General features: G+C 59.0%; 12 protein-coding genes. 9 read left to right on the top strand and 3 right to left on the bottom strand.

Annotated features, from left to right (window positions below; genetic code table 11):
* Positions 1–341: 341 nt before the first annotated feature.
* The 8 genes from KO499_RS04375 to KO499_RS04410 all read left to right on the top strand — a co-directional run bounded on the left by KO499_RS04375 (position 342) and on the right by KO499_RS04410 (position 11,428).
* Positions 342–1,802: a circularly permuted type 2 ATP-grasp protein gene (locus KO499_RS04375; protein WP_215982489.1), complete on the top strand. Its 1,461-nt coding sequence runs from the start codon at positions 342–344 to the stop codon at positions 1,800–1,802.
* A 1-nt stretch (position 1,803) separates the two neighbouring features.
* Positions 1,804–2,742 carry an alpha-E domain-containing protein gene (locus KO499_RS04380; protein WP_215982490.1) on the top strand — a complete coding sequence of 313 codons (939 nt, stop codon included), beginning with the start codon at positions 1,804–1,806 and terminating at the stop codon, positions 2,740–2,742.
* 32 nt (positions 2,743–2,774) lie between these two features.
* Positions 2,775–6,077: a DUF2126 domain-containing protein gene (locus tag KO499_RS04385; protein WP_215982491.1), complete on the top strand. Its 3,303-nt coding sequence runs from the start codon at positions 2,775–2,777 to the stop codon at positions 6,075–6,077.
* Positions 6,078–6,166: 89 nt separating this feature from the next.
* Positions 6,167–8,671: a circularly permuted type 2 ATP-grasp protein gene (locus tag KO499_RS04390; RefSeq protein ID WP_215982492.1), complete on the top strand. Its 2,505-nt coding sequence runs from the start codon at positions 6,167–6,169 to the stop codon at positions 8,669–8,671.
* 10 nt (positions 8,672–8,681) lie between these two features.
* The gene (locus tag KO499_RS04395) at positions 8,682–9,632 is read left to right on the top strand and encodes a transglutaminase family protein (protein WP_215982493.1); all 951 of its coding nucleotides are present in this window, start codon (positions 8,682–8,684) and stop codon (positions 9,630–9,632) included.
* Positions 9,633–9,751: 119 nt separating this feature from the next.
* Complete coding sequence (locus KO499_RS04400; protein ID WP_215982494.1) at positions 9,752–10,375, top strand: MarC family protein; 624 nt, start codon at positions 9,752–9,754, stop codon at positions 10,373–10,375.
* 36 nt (positions 10,376–10,411) lie between these two features.
* Positions 10,412–10,996 (top strand): gamma-glutamylcyclotransferase, encoded by a 585-nt coding sequence (locus KO499_RS04405; RefSeq protein WP_215982495.1) that lies wholly within the window; start codon positions 10,412–10,414, stop codon positions 10,994–10,996.
* 141 nt (positions 10,997–11,137) lie between these two features.
* Complete coding sequence (locus KO499_RS04410; protein WP_215982496.1) at positions 11,138–11,428, top strand: hypothetical protein; 291 nt, start codon at positions 11,138–11,140, stop codon at positions 11,426–11,428.
* On the opposite strand, the gene KO499_RS04415 is transcribed toward KO499_RS04410, so the two are convergent.
* Positions 11,406–12,335, bottom strand: a complete 930-nt coding sequence (locus KO499_RS04415) for a DMT family transporter (protein WP_215982497.1) — start codon at positions 12,333–12,335, stop codon at positions 11,406–11,408. The genes KO499_RS04410 and KO499_RS04415 overlap by 23 nt on opposite strands.
* A gap of 138 nt (positions 12,336–12,473) precedes the next feature.
* On the opposite strand from KO499_RS04415, the gene KO499_RS04420 reads away from it, so the two are divergent.
* Positions 12,474–13,430: a LysR substrate-binding domain-containing protein gene (locus KO499_RS04420; protein WP_215982498.1), complete on the top strand. Its 957-nt coding sequence runs from the start codon at positions 12,474–12,476 to the stop codon at positions 13,428–13,430.
* Here the strand turns inward: KO499_RS04420 and tsaA are convergent.
* Together tsaA and KO499_RS04430 are read right to left on the bottom strand one after the other, a co-directional pair.
* Positions 13,396–13,878 (bottom strand): tRNA (N6-threonylcarbamoyladenosine(37)-N6)-methyltransferase TrmO, encoded by a 483-nt coding sequence (gene tsaA / locus KO499_RS04425; protein WP_215982499.1) that lies wholly within the window; start codon positions 13,876–13,878, stop codon positions 13,396–13,398. The two genes, KO499_RS04420 and tsaA, sit on opposite strands and share 35 nt — an antisense overlap.
* 15 nt (positions 13,879–13,893) lie before the next feature.
* The gene (locus KO499_RS04430) at positions 13,894–16,401 is read right to left on the bottom strand and encodes an acyl-CoA dehydrogenase (RefSeq protein ID WP_215982500.1); all 2,508 of its coding nucleotides are present in this window, start codon (positions 16,399–16,401) and stop codon (positions 13,894–13,896) included.
* Position 16,402: the final 1 nt, after the last annotated feature.

A 16,402-nucleotide genomic window follows, 5' to 3' on the forward strand; every position in this document is an offset into this window, starting at 1 on the left:
GCGATGGCCTGCTGCTACCCGTGTGGTCTATCGGCCAGGTGGCAGGCCTGGTGCCTGAGCGGGCATACCACAGCCCTGCCCGGGAAAACTGTGCAGAACCTGGGCACAGTACCTGCATGGGGTAGATACCCTGGAGACCGCCAGACGATTCGGGGCAAGGGTGAAGGACAGGCAGGTTCCTGTTCGGGGGACGGGCTTAATCGAAGCACAAGGCATGAAGCGGCTTATCTCTGTGTGCAGGTGGAGCCGATGGTTAACAAACTGCGCTCGGTCCGCCGATTGACGAGCAGCGGATGAACGCAGCGCACGGGATCGAGCCGTCAGTAACGAAAGGACCCAAGATGAAAAAGAACAGACTCATTGACTGGAAGAATTACGATCCGACCGAATTCTTCGATGAGCTGATTGCCGCTAAAGGCTGTCCCAGACCGGCGGCGAACACCGTCACCGATTACCTTGGAGATCTGGGCTCGGAAGAAATCCAGGCGCGCCAGCAGGCAGCCGAGTTGGCAATACTCGAGATGGGCATCAGTTTCACCATTTACAGCGAGGGGGAAAACATTGATCGGGCGTGGCCCTTCGACATCATCCCGCGGGTCATTCCTCTCAAGGAGTGGAAAACCATCGAGAAGGGACTGGCTCAGCGCCTGACCGCTCTCAACATGTTCATCAACGATATCTACAATGACCAGAATATCGTCAAGGACAAGGTAATTCCCAAGTACGTGTTCGCCAATTCCAAGAATTTCCGCGAGCAGTGTCGGGGCTTTACACCGCCCCTCGGTGTCTGGGCTCATATCTGCGGCTCGGATCTTGTCCGGGATAAAGATGGCACCGTGTACGTCCTTGAAGACAACCTGCGGGTTCCCTCAGGTGTTTCCTACATGCTCGAGAACCGACAGCTGACCAAGCGCGTGTTTCCGGAGCTTTTTGAGAACACCAATATTCTTCCGGTGGACGACTACACCAATCAGCTTTTTGACATGCTGGCGTCGATCTCGCCACGGCCCCAGGATCATCCGAAAATTGCCGTGCTGACGCCGGGTATCTTCAACTCGGCCTATTTTGAACATTCTTTCCTGGCCCAGCGCATGGGTGCTGAGCTGGTTGAAGGGGCCGACCTGGTGGTCGGTGAGGATGATTGTGTCTACATGCGCACGGTGGAGGGGCTGGAACGTGTGGATGTGATCTACCGGCGCATTGACGACGATTTCCTCGATCCGGAAGTGTTCCGCTCCGATTCCACTCTTGGCGTGCCGGGTCTGATGCGAGCCTGGCGCAATGGCAAGGTCGGGTTGGCCAACGCGCCCGGTGCCGGTGTTGCCGATGACAAGGTCATCTATACCTTTGTTCCCGACATGATCCGGTATTATCTGGACGAAGAGCCGATCATTCCGAATGTGCCCACCTGGATGTGCGTCAACAAGCAGGATCGGGAATATGTGCTGGAACACCTGGAAGAGTTGGTCGTCAAACCGGCAAACGAATCCGGAGGATACGGCATGCTCGTGGGCCCCCATTCAACAAAGAAGCAGCGAACCGAGTTCGCCGCTCTGATCCAGAAAAACCCGCGCAACTACATTGCACAGCCTACCCTGAGCCTGTCTGTTTCCCCGACCTTGTGTGAGGAAGGTCTGGCGCCCCGGCATCTGGATCTCCGGCCATTCGTTCTGCAGGGCGTCAGAACCTATGTGACTGCTGGAGGACTGACCCGGGTGGCGATGAGAAAGGGCTCCCTGGTGGTGAACTCCTCCCAGGGTGGTGGAAGCAAGGATACCTGGATCGTGGACGAGGAGAATTGATGTGCTGTCACGTGTAGCGGAACGACTGTACTGGATGGCCAGATACCTTGAGCGGGCCGAGAACAATGCCCGGATGATCATGGCTTTCAATACCCTGGCGCTGGACATGCCCCGGGAAACCCGTCTGTCCTGGAAGGGGCTGGTGGCGGTTACGGGCATGGGCGAGCTGTTCGAACAGCATTATCAGCGGGCTGATGAACGCAATTGCGTCAAGTTTCTGATTGCTGACGGTTACAACCCGAGCTCTATAGCGTCCTGCATCAAGGCGGCCCGGGAAAACGTGCGCACCACCCGTGATCAGGTGCCCACTGACGCCTGGGAAGTGATCAATGAACTGTATCGATACGTTCTCGATAACCTGGATCAGGGGATTGGCAAGCGGGCAAGATACGATTTTCTGAGTGAAATCGTGGGCCGCTGTCAGATGCTTAACGGATTGCTGGCTGGCTGCATGAGCCACGACGCCGGTTACGATTTTATCCGGGTCGGTCGCAATCTGGAGCGTTCCGATATGGCCACCCGGCAGATTGAGATTGGCGCCCTGCAGTTTCTGGATGGCTGGGATGGCACCGAAACCTATGGCGGGCTCTTGTGGACCAGTGTTCTGCGTTACCAGAGTGCTTTTCAGATGTACCGGCATAACGTCCGGCGTAAGGTCAGCGGGCCTCAGGTCATCCGGTTCCTGCTGCAGAACGAGCCGTTTCCACGATCGGTGCTGCACAGCCTCAACGAGGTGGCCAGTGCGCTTGATCGTTTGCCAAGGAATGAGATTCCGTTGCGAACCGCCTTGCAGGCCGTCCGCCACACCCGGGAAGGCGACGTCGACGGGCTGATCCGGAAGGACGAGGTGATCCCGTTCCTGGAAAAGCTGCAGCTGGAAATCGGCGAACTCCATGCGGATATTGCAGAGACCTGGTTTCCTGTCAGTGAGACAGTTTGAAACCACACTTTTCTGATTAAGAGATAGGTTCCATGTCGATCCATGTTGCTCTGAGCCATACCACCCATTACCGCTATGAGTACCCCATCGAGTTGGGGCCCCAGGTGGTTCGTCTGCGTCCCTGTCCGCATGCCCGCACCCGCATTCTGAGCTATAGCCTGAGAGTGGAACCCGGAGACCACTTTGTTAACTGGCAACAGGATCCACAGGCCAACTATCTGGCCCGCCTGGTGTTTCCGGAGAAAACCCGGGAGCTCAAGATTGTGGTGGACCTGGTGGCAGAGATGGCCGTTATCAATCCGTTCGATTTCTTTCTGGAACCTCGGGCAGAAACCATTCCTTTTGCCTACGAGGAGTGGCAGACAACGGAGTTGGCGCCTTATTTCCAGAAACTGCCGGAAACGCCGCAATTCCGGGAATGGATGGCGTCCGTTGATCGCACGGAAACGCCCAGCGTCGATTTCCTGGTTGGCCTGAACCAGCGGCTTTCCGAGCGGGTCGACTATCTGATCCGGATGGAGCCGGGTGTGCAGACCCCGGAAGAGACCCTCAGCAAAGGCTCGGGCTCCTGTCGGGATTCTGCCTGGTTGCTGGTCCAGACGCTTCGTCACCTGGGTCTGGCTGCCAGGTTTGTATCCGGCTACCTGATTCAGCTCAAGGCAGATCAGAAAGCGCTCGATGGTCCCTCTGGAGCGGAGGAGGATTTTACCGATCTGCATGCCTGGTGTGAGGTCTTTCTGCCGGGAGCGGGCTGGGTAGGGCTGGACCCAACCTCCGGCCTGTTTGCCGGGGAAGGGCACATTCCGCTGGCTTGCAGTCCCGAACCGTCTTCTGCGGCACCGATTACCGGTATGGTGGAAGACTGCGAGGTTGAGTTTGAGCATCAGATGGGCGTTCAGCGCATCTGGGAAGCACCGAGGGTGACCAAACCCTATACGGAAGCCCAGTGGGAACGAATCGTCGGGCTTGGCCATGATGTGGATCAGCGTTTGACGGAGCTGGATGTACGCCTGACCCAGGGCGGCGAACCAACCTTTGTCGCGAATCACGACCGGGACGAACCGGAGTGGAACACCGAGGCGATGGGCCCTACCAAACGGCTGAAGGCGATCGAGCTCTATCATCGGATGCGAGACCGCTATGGCGCGGGCGGGCTGGTGCATTTCGGCCAGGGCAAGTGGTATCCGGGCGAGCCGCTGCCAAGATGGTCCCTGAACTGTTACTGGCGCAACGATGGGGAGCCACTTTGGCATGATGAGCGCTGGCTGGCGGATGAGCGCTCCGCGAGTAAGGCGACCCCGGAAGATGCCCAGCGGTTTCTGTCGGGGCTGGCGAAACAACTGGGTGTTGATGAAACGCAGCAGTTTCCGGCGTTCGAGGATGCGTTCTATTACCTGTGGCGGGAACGACGCCTGCCGGTAAACGTTGATCCGTTTGATGCCAAACTCGAGAATGCCCTGGAGCGGAAGCAGCTGCAGCAGATTTTCAGTCGGGGTCTGGATGAGCCTGTTGGCTACGTGCTTCCCCTGCGTGTCACCGAAAAGGGACAGGAATGGGAGACGGGCCCCTGGTTTCTGCGCAGCGAGCGCTGCTATCTGATTCCGGGTGGCTCACCCATGGGCCACCGCCTGCCCCTGGATAGCCAGCCCTGGGTGGAAGAAGCCGACTACCCTTGGATACACGAGCAGGATCCTTTTGCGCCCCGTGGCCCCTTACCCGGCAGCGAGGAAATCCGGCAATGGAACAGTCGTGGCCAGGCTGGCCAGTCGTCTCCGGAGCGGGAGCCTCCCGCGAAAGGCAAGTCGGCACCCGAGGTTGTCCGCACGGCGCTGTGTGTGGAGCCCCGGGATGGCATTCTACGTGTCTTTATGCCGCCGCTGGAGGAGCTTGAGCCCTATCTTGGGCTGGTATCTGCCATTGAGAAGACCGCCGCCGAGCTCCGGCAGCCGGTGCTGCTGGAGGGGTATGAGCCACCTTCGGACTCTCGGTTGAGTCACTTCCGGATCACCCCGGACCCGGGAGTGATCGAAGTGAATGTGCAGCCGGTTCGAACCTGGGATGAGATGGTGGAACAGACAGAAACCCTGTACGCCGACGCCTATGAATGCCGGCTGACCTCCGAGAAGTTCATGATGGACGGGCGCCATACCGGCACCGGCGGAGGCAACCATTTCGTGCTGGGCGCCCAGAAGGCCGAGGATTCTCCCTTCCTTCGACGTCCGGATCTGCTGCGTAGCCTGATCAGTTACTGGCATAACCATCCCAGCCTGTCATACCTGTTCTCGGGCCTCTTTATCGGTCCCAGTTCCCAGGCACCGCGAATCGATGAAGCCCGGAACGACCACGTGTTCGAGATGGAGCTGGCCTTCAAGGAGATGGAACGGCTGTGTCCGATGGGCAAGAAGGTTGCACCCTGGGTGGTAGACCGCCTGCTCCGGGATCTGCTTACGGACGTCACTGGTAACACCCATCGGGCCGAGTTCTGTATCGACAAGCTCTATTCCCCGGACGGCCCGGGCGGACGCCATGGTCTGCTGGAACTACGTGCCTTCGAAATGCCGCCCCATGCCCGGATGAGCCTGACGCAGCAATTGCTGTTACGGGCTCTGGTGGCCCGCTTCTGGGAACAGCCTTACAAGCCATCCGGCCTGGTGCGCTGGGGGACCGAGCTGCACGACCGGTTCCTGTTGCCGCACTATGTCTGGCAGGATTTCGAGGATGTTATTGATGATATGAAGGCTCAGGGTTACCCGCTTGAGAGCGAGTGGTTTGCGCCTCATTTCGAATTCCGGTTCCCCCGAATCGGCGACTACAAGGTCAAAGGCATCACGCTCGAGCTGCGTTCCGCCCTTGAGCCCTGGCACGTCACCGGTGAACACGGCGCCATCGGAGGCACGGCCCGCTATGTGGATTCCTCGCTGGAGCGTTTGCAGGTGAAGGTGCGTGGCGCTGCGCCGGACCGTTACCAGATCACCTGTAACGAGGTGCCATTGCCTCTGCAGGCGACAGGAATGGTGGGTGAATATGTTGCAGGCGTGCGCTACCGGGCCTGGCAGCCCTCCCAGTGTATGCATCCAACCATTGGCGTGGATGGCCCGTTGGTATTCGATATTGTGGATACCTGGAACGAACGCAGCCTGGGCGGGTGTGAATACCACGTCACACATCCCGGTGGCCGCAATTTCGAGACACTGCCGGTCAATTCGTTCGAGGCGGAAGGCAGGCGGATGGCCCGGTTCTTCAGAACGGGTCACAGTTCCGGTCAACAGCCTTTGCGACCGGTTCCCGAACATCGGGAATTCCCGTTCACCCTGGATCTTCGATATCACAAATAAGGCGCAGGAACTTACGGTTTGATACTGGCTCAGGAGCGTATAAAGGGGCTATGCTTCCTGCTCACTGACCAACGGGGCCCGAATTCAAGGTGGCGAAGCAGCACGCAGTAACTGATATCCTCCGCCAGTACCATCCGGTGCCGGATCGGTTTGATGAGCTTGGCTCCATGGGTTCCGGGCCCAAGTCTCACTGGCGGCCCCTGCTGCAGCAGCTCAACGTTGATTCGGTCGGCGGCCTGAATCAGAAGGCTCAGGCAGTTGCGAATGCCATTGCCGAAGACGGTGTCACTTACAACGTCTACAACGATCCCCGTGGTGACACCCGGCCCTGGGAAGTTGATCTTCTGCCTCTGGTACTGGGCGCTGATGAATGGCAGTGGCTTTCCAGGGCAGTAGCTCAGCGTGCCGAGCTGCTGGACCGCGTTCTGGCAGACCTTTATGGCGAACAGACCCTGCTTAAAGAGGGGCTGATGCCTCCGGCTCTTGTATACGGACAGGCGGGGTTCCAGTGGCCTTGTCAGGGCATCCGCCCGGCCGGTGGGCGGTTCCTGCACCTGTATGCGCTGGATATTGCACGGGCACCTGACGGTGGCTGGTGGGTCATGGCGGATCGCACGCAGGCACCATCGGGAGCGGGCTACGCCCTGCAGAACCGGCTGGTGATATCCCGCACTTTCCCGGCGCCGTTCCACAACCTGCCAGTGACTAACCTGTCGGAGTTTTTTCAGGGCTTCCAGAACAATCTGGCCGGCATGTCACCGTCCGGGACAGAGTCGCCCCTGTGTGTTCTGTTGACCCCCGGGCGGTTCAATGAAACCTATTTTGAGCATGTTTTTCTGGCCCGCTATCTGGGCTTGCCTCTGGTTGAAGGGCAGGATCTGACCGTCCGTGACGATACGGTCTACCTGAAAACACTTCAGGGCCTGCGCAGAGTGCACGCCATTTACCGCCGGCTGGATGACGGCTTCTGTGATCCGCTGGAGCTTCGGGCTGATTCCGTTCTGGGCATTCCGGGGCTGTTGGGGGCGGTTCGGGCTGGCAAGGTATTGATGGCGAACGCGCTTGGTTCGGGTGTGCTGGAAAGTGCCGCCCTGTTCGGCTTCCTGCCGGAGATTTCGAAGAAACTGCTGGGCTCTCCCCTAGCCATGCCTTCGGTAGCCTCCTGGTGGTGCGGAGAAAAGCCAGCTCTGAAATATGTGTTAGAGCACCTGGACGAACTGGTGATCAAACCGGCTTTCGCAACGATGAGAATGGAGCCGGTTTTCGGCTATCAGGTGAAGGGCAAGGAACGGGACGCACTGATCAAGAAGATGAACGCCCATCCCCATGCCTTCGTGGGGCAGGAGCTGGTACACCTCTCCCAGGCACCGGTCTGGAAAGGTGAGAAGAATCAGCCACTGGAAACACGATCCATCGGTTTGCGCCTGTTTGCCGCCGCCACGCCTTCCGGTTGGCAGGTGATGCCCGGTGGGCTGACCCGTGTGGCCATGGATGAAGGGGTCGAGGTGATCTCCATGCAACGGGGCGGGTTTTCGAAAGACACCTGGGTACAGGCGCGTCATACAGCTCGCTCAACGTCGCTGATCAAGAAACGGCTGCAGGTGTCCGACCTGCTTGAAGGTGAGCGGGACACGCCTTCCCGTGTGGGTGAAAACCTGTTCTGGATGGGCCGGCACTCGGAGCGGGCGGAAGCTTCAGCCCGGCTGCTTCGGGCGGCATTCAATCGGCTGTCGGGTCACGATCAGGTCAGCGAGGAAGCCCTGCTCGGGTTGCAGCAGGCGGCTGAGCAGTTCGGAACACTTCCGGAGGCCGAGGAAGATGCCGAACGGGAGCCACTCCCCGAAGCGTTGCTCAGAGCGGTGAGTGATCCGGCACTCCCCGGTTCGATAGCCTCCATCCTGCAGACGCTTCTCTTTAATGCCAGCCAGGTTCGGGACCGGTTGTCATCCGACAACTGGCACACGCTTAATCGTTTGGGTAAACCTCTGACACCGCCACCGGCCAATCCGTACCAATCCATCCGGGCTCTGAATCTTGTGCTGCTGGATTGTGTATCATTGGCAGGGTTTGCCATGGATGACATCACCCGGGACGCCAGCTGGGTTTTCCTGGTGATAGGCCGGCGTCTTGAGCGTCTGGCCAATCTGTGTACCCTGATCTGCGTGCCGTTGTTCAGTGACCGCTTCAGCCGCCACGCTATGCTTGAGTGGCTGCTGGAGGTGGCGAATTCGGAAGTCACCTATCGCACCCGGTACCGCCGTACGCCAGAGCTTCTGGGCGTGTTGCATACTCTGGTGATGGACGCGAGCAACCCCCATTCGGTGATGTTCCAGCTGCGCCAGTTGCAAAAGGACCTGCCGGAAATGGGCCGGAAAACCGGGCAGCTGTTTCCCCCGGATCTGGCCAGCTCCCTGCAACGGCTGCAGGCAGTGGATCTGCATCCGTTTGAACGCAAACAGGCCGATAAAGCCTGCAGGGCGATGGGCGAGTTGTTGTGTGACGTGCGTTCTGAGGTCTATCGTGTGTCAGATGAAATCCAGCGACAGTGTTTTATTCATACCCGGTATTCACACCGCGCTGTGAAACCGGATTGAGGCGGCTGTCATGACATTTATTCGATACCACGTTCGTCATGAGACCCTGTACCAGTACGATCAGGTCGTAGGGGAGTCCCACCACCTGCTCAGGCTCACGCCACGAGCCCTGGGCTGGCAGAAGAACCTTGAACATCACCTGGCCATTGCGCCGGAACCCTCGGTGCGGCGATCGTTCCTCGACAGTTTCGGGAACCGGATTTCGGCCATTCATTTTACCGCCGATCATGAGTATCTGGAGATCATCAGCGAGTTCTGGGTGGAACTGCGTAAACGGCCCAGGCCGTCCGCAGAGGCGCTGAAGGTTACCTGGGAGGTTGTACGCGACAGCCTCCGCTACAGCGCTGACCGGAAGTATCCGCCGGATCATTTGCAGGCCACCGCATTCCGGTTTGTGTCGCCAAATGTTCCCATCGATTCACAGTATGCAGCCTATGCCGGTGAGGCGTTTCAGCCGGGACGGTCGCTGGTGGACGCCGCAGATCACTTGATGAAGATGATCCATCGCGATTTCAGCTTTGATCCAACGGCAACGGAAACCTTCACGCCTGTGGAAGAGGCCTTTCGGGCCCGCCGGGGCGTCTGCCAGGACTTCTCCCACATCATGATTGCTTGCCTGAGGTCCCTTGGCCTGGCCGCACGGTATATGAGCGGGTACATACTTACGCATCCGCCTGAGGGCAAAGAACGATTGGTGGGAGCGGACGCCACCCATGCCTGGGTGGCTGTTTTCGTGCCGGGCTTTGGCTGGCTTGAGCTGGATCCTACCAATGCGCTTTGGCCGGACCTGGAGCATATCACCCTGGGTTGGGGCCGGGACTTTTCCGACATCACTCCGATGCGGGGTGTGTTGCTCGGCGGTGGTGACCACGAACCGGAAATCGCTGTAACGGTGGTGCCCGAGCAGGAGTTCGCCTCGCTGTATCAGGATGGAGCGACTTATCTGGAAGAGCTGTCCTGATGCACTGCCCGGCCGATTCTGCCGGGTTCTGAGGGGGGGCATACGTTCACTTCCGTACGGCAACCAGGGTTCTGGCACGCTATGCTTGGCGGCTTTCGTTGATCCCTGGACGACACCAAATGATTGAGACGTTCTTCTCCACTTTCATCAGCAGTACCATCCGTTTTCTGTTTCTGCTGGCGCCCTTCTTCGTGGTAACCATGTTTCTGGCACTGACCAGAGGCCTGCCAGCCTCGGAGAAAGCATCGATCATCCGACGCGCCTGTGTCTCAGCGGTTGTTCTGGGCGTCATTCTGTTTTTTGCCGGCCCACTGCTGTTCAGCGCGATCGGCATCACGCTCAACTCTTTCCGAATCGGTGCAGGCTGTTTGCTGTTTCTGACGGCCATCAGCCTGGTGACCAGCGGTACCCGAAATCACGCCACGGGTCTGCCTGAGGAAGACCGGGATGACATTGCCGTTGTGCCTTTGGCCATTCCGGTGATGATCGGTCCGGCCACCATTGGTGCGATCCTGGTTTACGGTGCCGAACTCAACAGGGTATCCGAAGTGGCCGGCGGTCTTCTGGGGCTTGTCTCCAGCTTGCTGCTCCTCGGGGTGCTACTGCATCTGTCGGGGTATCTTGAAAAAGCGTTGGGTAAGACCGGGCTGAATATCATGTCCAAGGTCAGTGGGTTGATTCTTTCGGCCATGGCAGCGGAGATTGTGCTGACAGGCATTGCCGGATTCATTGCCTCCACTTAAAGTAATCCGGTATTTGTTTGCGTTTCAGGGTGTCTGATGTCAGCCAATACCATTGAACACAATCGCAGTCGCTTCGATTTTTCCGGCGTTGAGTCGGTATGGCTGTTCGGTTATGGCTCCCTGATCTACAAGGTCGATTTTCCTTTCCTGGAGCAGCGCCCCGCGTCGATTCGAGGCTGGGAACGGCGGTTCTGGCAGGGGTCGCATGATCATCGCGGCACACCGGAGGCGCCCGGACGGGTGGTGACTCTGGTAAAGCGCCCGGGTGCCGTCTGTCAGGGTATGGCGTTCAGGGTATCGCCCAAGGTGTTCGAGCATCTGGATGTCCGGGAGAAGAACGGTTACCTGCGCCTGCGCACCACTCTTACCTTCGACGACGGCGACCAGACCGAGGGCCTGGTTTACATCGCCACGGAAGACAACGAAGCTTTCCTCGGTCATGCACCGGATGCGGATATTGCCCGCCAGATTGCCTCCGCTTCGGGCCCTAGCGGCCCCAACGCGGAGTATCTCCTCAGACTTGCCGAGTCGTTACGGGCATTGGGTGCGGATTGCCCGCACACTTTCGCCGTCGAGTTTCATCTCAGGTATGACGTCAAAAGCGATACAAAAAAGCGTTAGAACGTCAAGGAGATACGGCTTTGGGTAAAGATCCCGTAAAGCCGGATCCAGGCTCCTGACTTTTCCTCCCGATCCGATAGTCTGATTCAGAGGCAGCCGGCAAAGGTTCCGGATGTCTCTGAACAAAACGGGAGAACTATCATGAAACGATTATTGATCGGAAGCCTGATCGGGGCGTGTTTGTTGGCATCTGCACCGGCGATGGCACATGACAAGGACCGACATGCGCCGGGTGTCAAGAAACACCACTACGAGAACCACGGCCATAAACACACCCGCCACACGCATAGCCATCGTGTCGTCAAGCGGCACTATCACCCTTCGGGCAGTTATCGCATCATACTGGGCCACCGCGATCGGCTGCCGCCAGAAGTCCGGATCGGGAGAATCATCTATGACACTCACGTGCTCATTGGATCGTCCCGGCACTGAGTGATCCAGACCGGCTCCGGCGTTGTCTCTGCTTCGGAGCCGGGTTGAACCCCCGTGCAGGGGCCATACGTCGCTGCTGCAGGCCGATCAACAGCAGGGGTACGATAATCATCAGGCTGCCGGCCAGGAACCAGGCGTCGGGAACCTCCCCGAACCAGATCCAGCCAATCGCGACGGCCCATATAAGACCGGTGTACTCAGCACTGGTGACCTGGTTGGCATTTACCTGTCGGTAGGCCAGAAGCACAGTAATGTTATAGCCTAGGATGAACAGGGCAGAGCCCAGGGCACTGATCAGGAGTCCCGGGTCCCAGGTTGCACCTTCCCACCACGCCAATCCGCCCGCCACGGGTAGAACCAGCAGGTAATTCAGGAACAGTTTATGGACCGTGGTCTGGTGTTCAGGCAGCTTGCGCACCATGACCGCGTTGATCGCAAGGGCCAGGGCAGAGCCCAGGGCTGCCACAGCGGCCCAGTTGAACTCCACCGGACGCAGAATCAGGATGATGCCGGCGAAGCCGCTGAACACGGCGGTAACGCTTAACGGCGTCAGTTTTTCCCGGAAGAAGAAGACCGAGAGCAGCATGACCATGATGGGAGCGGCATAGAACACGGCATTGGCTGTCGCTAAGGGGAGGTTGCCCAGTGCGATGATCATGCACAGGATGCCCACCAGGTGAATATGAGCACGAAGGGCATGGATTCTGAAGCCGGCGAAAAGGTTTTTCCGGTCCAGTTGACCGGCCAGTGGCAGCAGCAGGGCCAGAGTGATCAGGCTGCGAAGGAAAGCGAACTGGAACACCGGGGCACCAGGTTCAAGCAGTTTGATGAACACGTCCGAGATCAAGGCCAGAGCGTTGCCGATCACCAGCAGCAAAATGGCGCTGTTTACGGTTTTTCCTGACATGTCTTTCTCCTTGATTCTACAACGTTGGGTGCTTGAGCCGGGTCAGCACATGGCTTTCCTTACTGGCTCAGGGATTCTATTTGGGTTTTAATATCCGATAAAATGATCATTATTCATCTGCCATTAGAAAATTAGATAATGAAACTGCCACCTCTCAAATCCCTGCCCGTATTCGAGGCGGTTGCCCGTCTTAACAGCTTTTCGCTCGCTGCCGAAGAGCTGGCGGTAAGCCAGAGTGCGGTCAGTCATCAGATCAAACAGCTGGAAACCTATCTGGGGGAGCAACTGTTCTGGCGAAGTGGGCGAACGCTGTCGTTGACCGATGAGGGGCGGGAGTATCTGGATGCGGTCAGCTCGGCGCTGTTGCAGATCGAACGGGCCAGTGAACAGCTGCTTGGGCATGAGGAGGCCCGGCTTCGGCTATCGGTGTTCAGTTCATTTGCCGTGCGCTGGCTGGTTCCGCGCTTGCCTTACCTGCAGCGCCTGCATCCCCAGCTGGATCTGGCGCTTGAGATGAGCAGTGCCAATCCCGTGTTGGCGGACCGGGTGGCGGACTGCTTTATCACCATTCGCACGGATGCGCCGGCTTTCAGCTACGACAAACTGTATGAGGAACGGCTGTTCCCGGTGTGCAGTCAGGATTACTGGAAGCGGATGCGGCGGGAACTGGGGCGGAATGATCAGTTGGTGGTGGGGGATGAGCCGACCTTGTCGTTGGAGGAGCTGGCGCAGTTTCCGTTGTTGTCGACCCACAGTATTTTCGATCGTGCCAACGCGGACTGGCAGGCGTGGTTTGAGGAGGCTGGCGAGCGCTTGCCGGCTGGCGCACGGGTGCAGCATTTCAGCCATATGTTGCTGGCTCTTGAGGCGGCGCGGTTCCATCAGGGGGTGGCCCTGACCAATGACTACATGTTGAGTACGCGTCGTGATTCGAAAGATTTTGTGCGTTTGCCAACGCATTCGGTGATGACCGGTGACACCTTCTATTTTGCCTGGAAGACCAGTCGTCGTCGGGAGCGGGGTATCCAGACCCTTCGACACTGGCTGGTGGATGAGGCTGTCAGGAGCCGGCTTTTGGTGGTGCCTTCGGAGTGAAGGCGCAGCGGTCGGGTTTGATATCAATCAGCGGTGTGCCGTCGAGACAATCCAGTCCGCGCACAACCAGCGTGCCCTTTTCGATGCGAAGCAGTTTAACCATGGCCGTGCCAATCGGATTTGGTCGCACCGGCGAACGCAAGGCAAAGGTTCCGAACGTCTGGCCATCGCTTTTCGGGCTTTGCCGGACCAGATCGCGCCGGCTCTGGTCCAGCCAATAGAGCACCTCGATGGTGTCGTATTCTTCAAGCCCTTGCAGCGCGGCGTGCCAGACAGGGTCCAGAACCATCTGGCACTCCGGGCCGTCAAGTCGACCCTGGCGCGGGCAATCCCGGCGATCGTGCCAGGGCGTCCGAATGGTACCGATGAAACGCAATCTGGCGTCATTGGCCGGTTCGAGCTCGGCGCTTTGCTCGCCGGGACGCAGTCCTTCAGGGCCATTACTCATTGGCCGGCCCGCGTATCAGGTGTCTTCTCCCGGGGAGCGTTCGACCACCTTGCGTTTGCCTTTGGCACATCGCGAAAGGGCTTTCAGGCCCTCGCCTTCAAAGGCATCCACACGAATGACGTCATAGAGCGCGGTTAGTGCCTCCTGAAGTTTGTCGCACTCATCCGCTTTCACCACGCCCTGGGCGCAGGCCCAGTCCACCAGTTCCTTGCGTTCGTGACCCATGAGCAGGGCAATGCCGTCCAGCTCGTCTTCATCGCGATTGCGGATGGCCTCATGCAGCCTGCTGCGCATGTCTGCCGTCTCGTTGGCCAGCGTGTAGGCGTTGAGCACCCGCCCCAGTGGATCTTCCGGATCCAGTGTGGTGTAGGCGCCCCGGCTGATGCGCTGGCGCACCGGGGTGTCCTTGACGATGGATTCGGCGACTTTCGCGCCCAGTGTGTCGTCCGGGCCGTTCAGGCCGGTGGCTCCCAGTGGGAACACCAGCAGGCGCAAAGGCCAGCGCAGGGCCGGTACCGGGAAGTTGATGATGGCTTCACGCATGGACCCCTGCAGATCCCGCAGGCAGGTTTTCAGGCACCACTCCACCAGTGGCCGCTGATCGTCCGGGTAGCCTTCCTCGTGCCATTGCTTGATCACTGCGGTTGCGTAATACAGCTGCACCAGACAGTCGGCCATGCGGCCGGAGAGGCGCTGGCGGGCCTTGAGGCCACCACCAACGGTCAGCAGGGTGACATCGGTCATCAATGCAAAAGCGGCCGAGAACCGGGCCAGTTGCCGGTAACAGGGCCTGATATCACCCTGGCGTGGCACCGATTCGATCCAGCCGCGAGTCAGACCCAGCAGCAGGGCCCGCAGGGCGTTGCGGGTGGTGTGGGCCAGATGACGGTAGAAAATACCGTCGAACTGCTTTGCGGCCTTGTCTTCGTCTTCCATGCCCGCGGCTTCGATTTCTTCAACGATGAAAGGATGGCAGCGGATAGAACCCTGGCCGAAGATCATCAGGCTTCGGGTGAGAATATTGGCACCTTCCACGGTAATGCCTATGGGTACCGCCTGGTAGGCCCGGGCCAGGAAGTTGCGGGGGCCGGTAATGACACCGCGACCGGCAACAACGTCCATGGCGTGGTTGATCACTTCCCGCATCAGGTCGGTGTTGCGGTATTTCAGAACGGCTGAGGGTACCGAGGGTCGTACACCCCGGTCCAGCATGCCGGAAGTGAGAAGCCGTGCGGCGTCCATCATGTAGGTATAGCCGGCAATGGGCTCCAGGGCTTCCTGAACCCCTTCAAACTGACTGATGGAGCGGCCAAACTGTTCGCGGGTATAGGCGTAGGAGCCGGTAGCCAGACTTGCCACCTTGCCGGCGCCCGTGCCCAGGGCGGGCAGGGAGATGGAGCGGCCGATGGACAGGCATTCCAGCAACATGGTCCAGCCCTTGCCAAGCATGTCCTGTCCACCAATCACCTGTTCCATGGGGATGAACACGTCGTTGCCCCAGGTCGGGCCGTTCATGAATACCGTGTTCATGGGCAGGTGACGGGCACCGGCGTTCACGCCCTCGGTTTCCCGGGGAACCAGCACACAGGTCACGCCTATCTCGTCAGAGTCACCCAGCAGTTTTTCCGGATCATAGACCTTGATGGCCAGGCCAATCAGGGTGGCGACCGGAGCAAGGGTGATGTATCGCTTGTTCCAGGTGACTTTCAGGCCCAACACTTCCTTGCCGTTCCACTCGCCCTTGCAGACGATGCCTTTGTCCGGGATGGCGCCGGCGTCGGAGCCGGCCACCGGGGAGGTCAGGGCGAAACAGGGGATCTCCTCGCCACCGGCCAGCCGGGGCAAATAGTGCTGTTTCTGCTCTTCGGTACCGTAAAGCATCAGCAATTCGCCGGGACCGAGGGAGTTGGGCACCATCACGGTCACGGCGGCGGAGACGCTGCGGGTGGAAATCTTCATGACGATTTCCGAATGGGCCGTGTTGGAGAAACCGAGGCCGCCGTCTGCCTTGGGGATCACCAGTCCGAAGAAGCCGTTTTCTCGGATGAACTTCCAGACCTTGTCTGGCAGATCGTACTGCTCGTGGGTGATTTTCCAGTCATCCAGCATGGCGCAGAGTTTTTCCACCGGGCCGTCCAGGAAGGCCTGCTCCTCGCTGGTGAGGTGTGCCGGTTTCGCATCCAGGAGCTTGTTCCACTGGGGTTTTCCGGAGAAAAGCTCGCCATCCCAGTCCACCGATCCCGATTTCAGCGCTTCGGCTTCGGTGTCCGAGAGTTTGGGCAATCGGCTGCGGACCCAGCCCAGCAATGGCCGGCTGAGCTTGTCGAGACGCAAGTCTCCGGGGATAACCAGGATCAACGCCAGTGCCAGCAGCACACCGCCACAGACAATGCTGAGCAGGTGCCATTCATCCTGGAACAGACCCACAACGGTGGCGATGGACATGACAGCAGCGGCTGTGGTGCCGCCAATACCCAGATAGATCAGTACCAGGGCACTGATCAGCAGAAGTAGGACACTCATG

The sequence above is a fragment of the Marinobacter sp. F3R08 genome (assembly GCF_018860425.1).
GTDB lineage: Bacteria > Pseudomonadota > Gammaproteobacteria > Pseudomonadales > Oleiphilaceae > Marinobacter.

Coding starts and splice junctions, on each gene's coding strand:
- KO499_RS04375 (WP_215982489.1), top strand. CDS start 342: ATGAAAAAGAACAGACTCATTGACTGGAAGAATTACGATCCGACCGAA.
- KO499_RS04385 (WP_215982491.1), top strand. CDS start 2,775: ATGTCGATCCATGTTGCTCTGAGCCATACCACCCATTACCGCTATGAG.
- KO499_RS04395 (WP_215982493.1), top strand. CDS start 8,682: ATGACATTTATTCGATACCACGTTCGTCATGAGACCCTGTACCAGTAC.
- KO499_RS04400 (WP_215982494.1), top strand. CDS start 9,752: ATGATTGAGACGTTCTTCTCCACTTTCATCAGCAGTACCATCCGTTTT.
- KO499_RS04405 (WP_215982495.1), top strand. CDS start 10,412: ATGTCAGCCAATACCATTGAACACAATCGCAGTCGCTTCGATTTTTCC.
- KO499_RS04410 (WP_215982496.1), top strand. CDS start 11,138: ATGAAACGATTATTGATCGGAAGCCTGATCGGGGCGTGTTTGTTGGCA.
- KO499_RS04415 (WP_215982497.1), bottom strand. CDS start 12,335: ATGTCAGGAAAAACCGTAAACAGCGCCATTTTGCTGCTGGTGATCGGC.
- KO499_RS04420 (WP_215982498.1), top strand. CDS start 12,474: ATGAAACTGCCACCTCTCAAATCCCTGCCCGTATTCGAGGCGGTTGCC.
- tsaA (WP_215982499.1), bottom strand. CDS start 13,878: ATGAGTAATGGCCCTGAAGGACTGCGTCCCGGCGAGCAAAGCGCCGAG.
- KO499_RS04430 (WP_215982500.1), bottom strand. CDS start 16,401: ATGAGTGTCCTACTTCTGCTGATCAGTGCCCTGGTACTGATCTATCTG.